Source organism: Microbacterium saccharophilum, from assembly GCF_007992455.1.
GTDB classification, from domain to species: Bacteria; Actinomycetota; Actinomycetes; order Actinomycetales; family Microbacteriaceae; genus Microbacterium; species Microbacterium saccharophilum.
Genome location: NZ_BKAH01000026.1, coordinates 1 through 4,931, shown reverse-complemented (window position 1 = coordinate 4,931; position 4,931 = coordinate 1). Strand labels below are relative to the sequence as shown.

3 protein-coding genes are annotated in these 4,931 nt (G+C 66.3%); 2 read left to right on the top strand and 1 reads right to left on the bottom strand.

Features of this window, described 5'->3' with window-relative positions; genetic code table 11:
* Both MSA03_RS14235 and MSA03_RS14230 read left to right on the top strand, forming a co-directional pair.
* On the top strand, positions 1-836 hold an 836-nt coding region (locus MSA03_RS14235), incomplete at its 5' end, for an ISL3 family transposase (protein ID WP_147051525.1).
* A 106-nt stretch (positions 837-942) separates the two neighbouring features.
* The gene (locus MSA03_RS14230; protein WP_147051524.1) at positions 943-3,684 is read left to right on the top strand and encodes an AAA family ATPase; all 2,742 of its coding nucleotides are present in this window, start codon (positions 943-945) and stop codon (positions 3,682-3,684) included.
* Positions 3,685-3,844: 160 nt separating this feature from the next.
* Here the strand turns inward: MSA03_RS14230 and MSA03_RS14425 are convergent.
* Positions 3,845-4,931, bottom strand: a 1,087-nt coding sequence (locus MSA03_RS14425; protein ID WP_170245533.1) for a hypothetical protein, incomplete at its 5' end; no start/stop codon positions are given.

Sequence of the window (4,931 nt, the reverse complement as noted above, 5' to 3'; positions counted from 1 at the left end):
CCGATGAGACCCGGTTCGGTGGGGTCACCTCGCTCGGGGTCGATGAGCACATCTGGCACCACGGCGACCCCCGCAGGAAGGGCCCCAAGGAGCTGACCGGGATGGTCGACCTGACTCGCGACGAGAGGGGCCGGGTCCACGCCCGACTGCTGGACCTGGTGCCGGGCCGGTCGAAGAAGGCCTACGCCGACTGGCTCACCCAGCGAGGAGAGGTCTTCCGGGCCGGGATCCAGGTCGCGGCGCTGGATCCGTTCGGGGGCTACAAGAGCGCGATCGATGACGAGCTCGCGGACGCGACCGCGGTCCTGGATGCGTTCCACGTCGTGAAGCTTGGAACCCAGGCCGTGGACGAGGTCCGACGAAGGGTCCAGCAGGACACCACCGGGCATCGAGGCCGCAAGGGCGATCCGCTCTACGGCATCCAGCGCCTGCTGCGAGCCGGGGCAGAGAACCTCACCGACAAGCAGCTCGACCGCCTCGCGACCGCGATCGAGGCCGACGACACTCACCAAGAGGTCTACGTCGCCTGGCGCTGCGCCCAGGACCTCCGCGCCGCCTACCGTGCCAGGGACACCACCCACGGCCGGGCACTGGCGGAGAAGATCCTGACCACGTTCCACACCTGCCCGATCCCGGAGATCGCGCGCCTGGGCCGGACGCTGCGCAGGTGGCGCGAGGCGTTCCTGGCCTACTTCACCACCGGCCGCGCGAACAACGGCGGCACCGAAGCCATCAACGGGATCATCGAGCTCGCACGCCGCCTCGCCCGCGGCTACCGCAACCGCGACAACTACCGACTACGCATGCTCCTCGCCGCCGGCGGACTCACCCCATGATCCCCACCAGATCGGCGAAGAGCCCCTTTAAGACCGCTTCGCTTCAGATACCTGCAACGTAGAAAAATCCCTGGATAAACTTGAAAACCTGACCTACCCTGGCGCCATGCGGGGAGGTCTTGAGCGATGGAAGAGGGGCGTCGAATCCCGCGGGGTTCGGCAGGCGATCTCGTACGCTCTCGAGGGCACCTGCGACGCGCACCTGCGACAGGCGACCGGCACCGAAGCGCTCGCGGCGTACGTCACAGCATCCGATTCAACCGTCTCCAGGTACATCGTCGACAAAGGCGTCATCACGACAGACCAACTCACCGCCGGAGGCCTTCGCGTCTGGCTCACTGGGCACGACCCGATCACGGGGGAGGAGCGAGGCCTCCAGCGGCTGAGCCCCGACGCGGACCTGGTGCTCGACGGGACGCTCAACCACCCGAAGTCGTACAGCATCGCCGCGCTGCTCCGTTCGGACCTCGCTGTTGAGTTCGAAGCGTTGCAAGACCGGTTGCGTGGGCGCATCTTGCTCACCTGGCAGACCGAGCTCAACGCGCGGCGCGGGCATGGTGGTCTCCTGCGCGAGGAGATCACCCGCATCGAGGTCGTCGAGCTGCAGCACCGCCGATCCCGGGCGCTCGACCCGCACATCCACCGTCACCTGTGGCTGAACATCAAGGTGCTCGGCGCGGACGGCAAGTGGTCGAACCTCGACTCGCGCGTCGCGATGAAGCTGCACACCGTCATCAACGCCGAGGGCGAGCTGGCCGCCCGCACAGATCCCGGGTGGATCGCCGCTCTTGCGCGTCACGGGTACAGGATCGACGACTCCGGTGAGATCGCGGAACTCGCTGGCGCTGTCCGTCCGCTCTCGCGTCGATCGGCGCAGATCGAGGCGAACCGTGCGCGCTTGATTGCGGAGTGGTCGGCGGCGCACGGGGGATCGGCGCCGAGCATCGAGGTGCTGAATCAGATCGACCGGCGCGCGTGGGCGGTAGCGCGACCGAACAAACCGGCCGACCTCGATGAGTTGTCGTGGGAGTCGCGCGTCCGTGGCGAGATCGCGGCGATCGATCCGAGACTGATCAACGCGCGTGCACCGATTGCCGTCGCTTCGACAGATCTGCACGCGCTCGATCTGGACCTGCTTGCGGCTGTGGCGATCGTCGATGCGGACGAACGCTCCACATCCTGCGGCGGGCGGTTCAGCACCTTCGACGTCCGCGCCGGAGCAATGCGCGCGCTCTCACGCACCGGCATCGTTGCGCCACGCGATCAACTCGACGGCGTGATCCTCGAGATCACAACGCGCGCCGCGAGGGCCGTGTATCGGCTCATCGCGGACGTTCCGCCCGCGCACGTCAAGGCTTTCATGGCCACCGAGACGGTGCGGGCCAAGGTGCGTCTCGCCGGACGCCTTGACCTGCTCGCCCGGCCGGGGCGCTCGCTCCTGCCGAACGAACTGCATCGGTTCGCGTCGAACGAGGACACCTCACCACTCGATGATTCGCAGCGCGTTGCGGCGTGCGCGATCGCGGGGACAGATGGGCTCGTCACGGTCACCGGCCCTGCTGGCACGGGCAAGACGACGATGCTGCGTGCTGCGTTCGCCGCGCTCGGGGCGCAACGGCGGCGGATGCTCGTCGTCGCTCCGACCAGGAAGGCGGCGTCGGTGGCGTCTCGGGAGGTCGGGGCTGCGGCATCCAGCATTCACGCACTGCTCGCCGACCACGGCTACCGGTGGGGTGCCGATCAGGCCGGTGCGATGGTGTGGACGCGACTGCGTGTGGGGGAGGTCGATCCCCGCACGGGTGTCGCGTATGGCGGACCAGCGCAGTACGTGTTGCGTTCTCGCGATCGGATCGTGGTCGATGAAGCGGGAATGGTCGAGCTGCAAACGGCGAACGTCCTCGTCGAGCTCGCGATCGAACAAGGAGTTGGGTTGGCGTTGGTTGGTGACCCACGCCAGGCGATGCCGGTCGGACACTCCGGCGCCATGGGTTCAGCGATTCGGCACGCGAACGCCGCGGTTGAGCTCGATACTGTGCACCGGTTCCGCGATCCCGAGTACGCGGCGCTCACGCTCCGGTTGCGGGACTCGGGCGACCGCGAGCATGCGCTTGCGGTCGCTGGTGAGTTGCTGGAACGCGGTCATGTCGCGCGGGTCGATCATCACGATGCGGCGCATGAGCGGATGGTCGACGCGTACTTCGAGTGGCACGCGCGCGGCAAGCGGGTGACGTTGGTATCCGGCACCAACGCTGAGGCCGATGCCATCAACGACGCGATCCAGCAGCGGCGAGTCGATCACGGCGAGCTGGATCCCTGCGCCGTCGCGTGGGGGGTGGGGGAGCAGCGCATCCTCGTCGGCGACACCGTCCAAACGCGCCGCAACGACCGGCTCACGGGCGTTGAGAATCGTGCGCAGTGGATCGTGCGCGGCATCCGCGAGGAGTTCGTCGATCTAGTGTCGGTTGGCGACAGCGGCGAGTTGCGGCGAGTGTCTGCCGAGTATGCGCGGGAGCACCTGCAGCTCGCGTACGCGTCGACGGTGCATGGCGTGCAGGGCGACACCGCCGATGCGTCCGTGGTCGGGCCGGATATGGACGCGGCGGGAATGTATGTCGGCCTTACTCGCGGGCGGTTGCATAACCTCGCGATCGTGGTCGCGCGGACGGATGTCGACGCCCGCGAGTGTCTCGTCGAGTCGATGCAGCGCGGCACGCCTGAGCTTACGATCCAAGATGCCGTGCGCGCGGCTCAGGCGGAGATGCGGCGGGCGGCGCGGAGTCGCGAGGCGGCGATGGCGACGAGTCCCGTTGGTGGGGCGTCGAGTGCAGGGCGTGGGATGGGGATCTAGCCTCGTTCGATTCGCGGACGCCCAACGGCCAAGCCTGCGGGCCGGGTATGCGAGCAAGGTCGGATGGCGTCAGCTCTATCGCGACGGTCGTTCGCCTGTCTCGATGGAGGACCGACTTCCGGGAAGGGCATACCTCTGCAGTCACCCGCGCCGGCGCCTCTCAGGCCGGGTGCCGGGAGTGCCGAGTCTTCGCGCGCTCGGTCCGTAGTCGTTGTGTGTATTGATCGAGATGGGCCGATCTGATGTCCGCGGACGTGAAGGTCTGCTGCTTCAGGTACAGCGCTTTGCAGAGCGCAAGCAGCTCGTCTTCGGGTGCGCCGCCCTGTGCGTATGCGTCCTGGCATAGCGCGTGGAAGAAGTGAGTGAGCACCCAGGTTGCTTCCGCCTGGTCGACGAGCGTTGCTGCTTTCATCGCCCACCCGGGAGAGCGGAGAAGAAAAAGCAGGAGGAGAGAGGCCGTGACGCACTCGTTGGAGCGGCGGAGTCCGCCGCTCGAGAGCGCTACGTCGAACACAGACGCAAGCTTGGGTGAGGACAACGTCATCTCGATGCCGCCGATCGCTACGCCGGCAGGGATAGAACGACCGAGGAAGTCCTCTAGCTTCTCATCGGACTCTTCCGAACTGTCGCCTGAAGTCTGGAGGTGCCTTGTGACAGCGCTCCGCAGGTCTGCGAGTGAGGCGTCGGCGCTCAGCACTGTAATGAACCGCCCCCAAAGCTCGAGCAGTTCTACGAGAGTCCTTCGCTTGAGTTCGAGATTCTCGACCTGATCGAGATCTCGAAGGACGCTAGAGACCAGCCACAAGGTGCGATGCATCCTCGCAGTTGAGGTCATGTCGGCCTTTACAAGACCGAAGGAGCCTGCCGAGTTGCTTTCAGGGAACTCAAGCTCGTCCGACGTTGCTGGCTCAAGCTCTCCGCCCGACGCCGTTGTCTCTTCAAGCTGCGGCATCTCGTCGATCGTGATCAGTGGCGTGAGTTCGTATGGTGAGCCGGGACTGACCATGTCAGCCAGTTCCTCCTCCACCAAAGGCAAGAGCCTCCCCAGCATGTCCTCGTCAGTCCGCGCGAGGGCGGCAAGTTTGATTGCAACGGGCTGGTAGTAGAACAGATCCGTGACGATCAGATCGCGGAACTCCGCATCTACGAGTGCGCGCTTCGCCGCAAACAGAGTGAAGTATGCGTAGCGCGCGAACTCGATCCTGCTGCCGTGACGTCGAAGCAAGCGCCGTGCCAGGAAGAAGCTC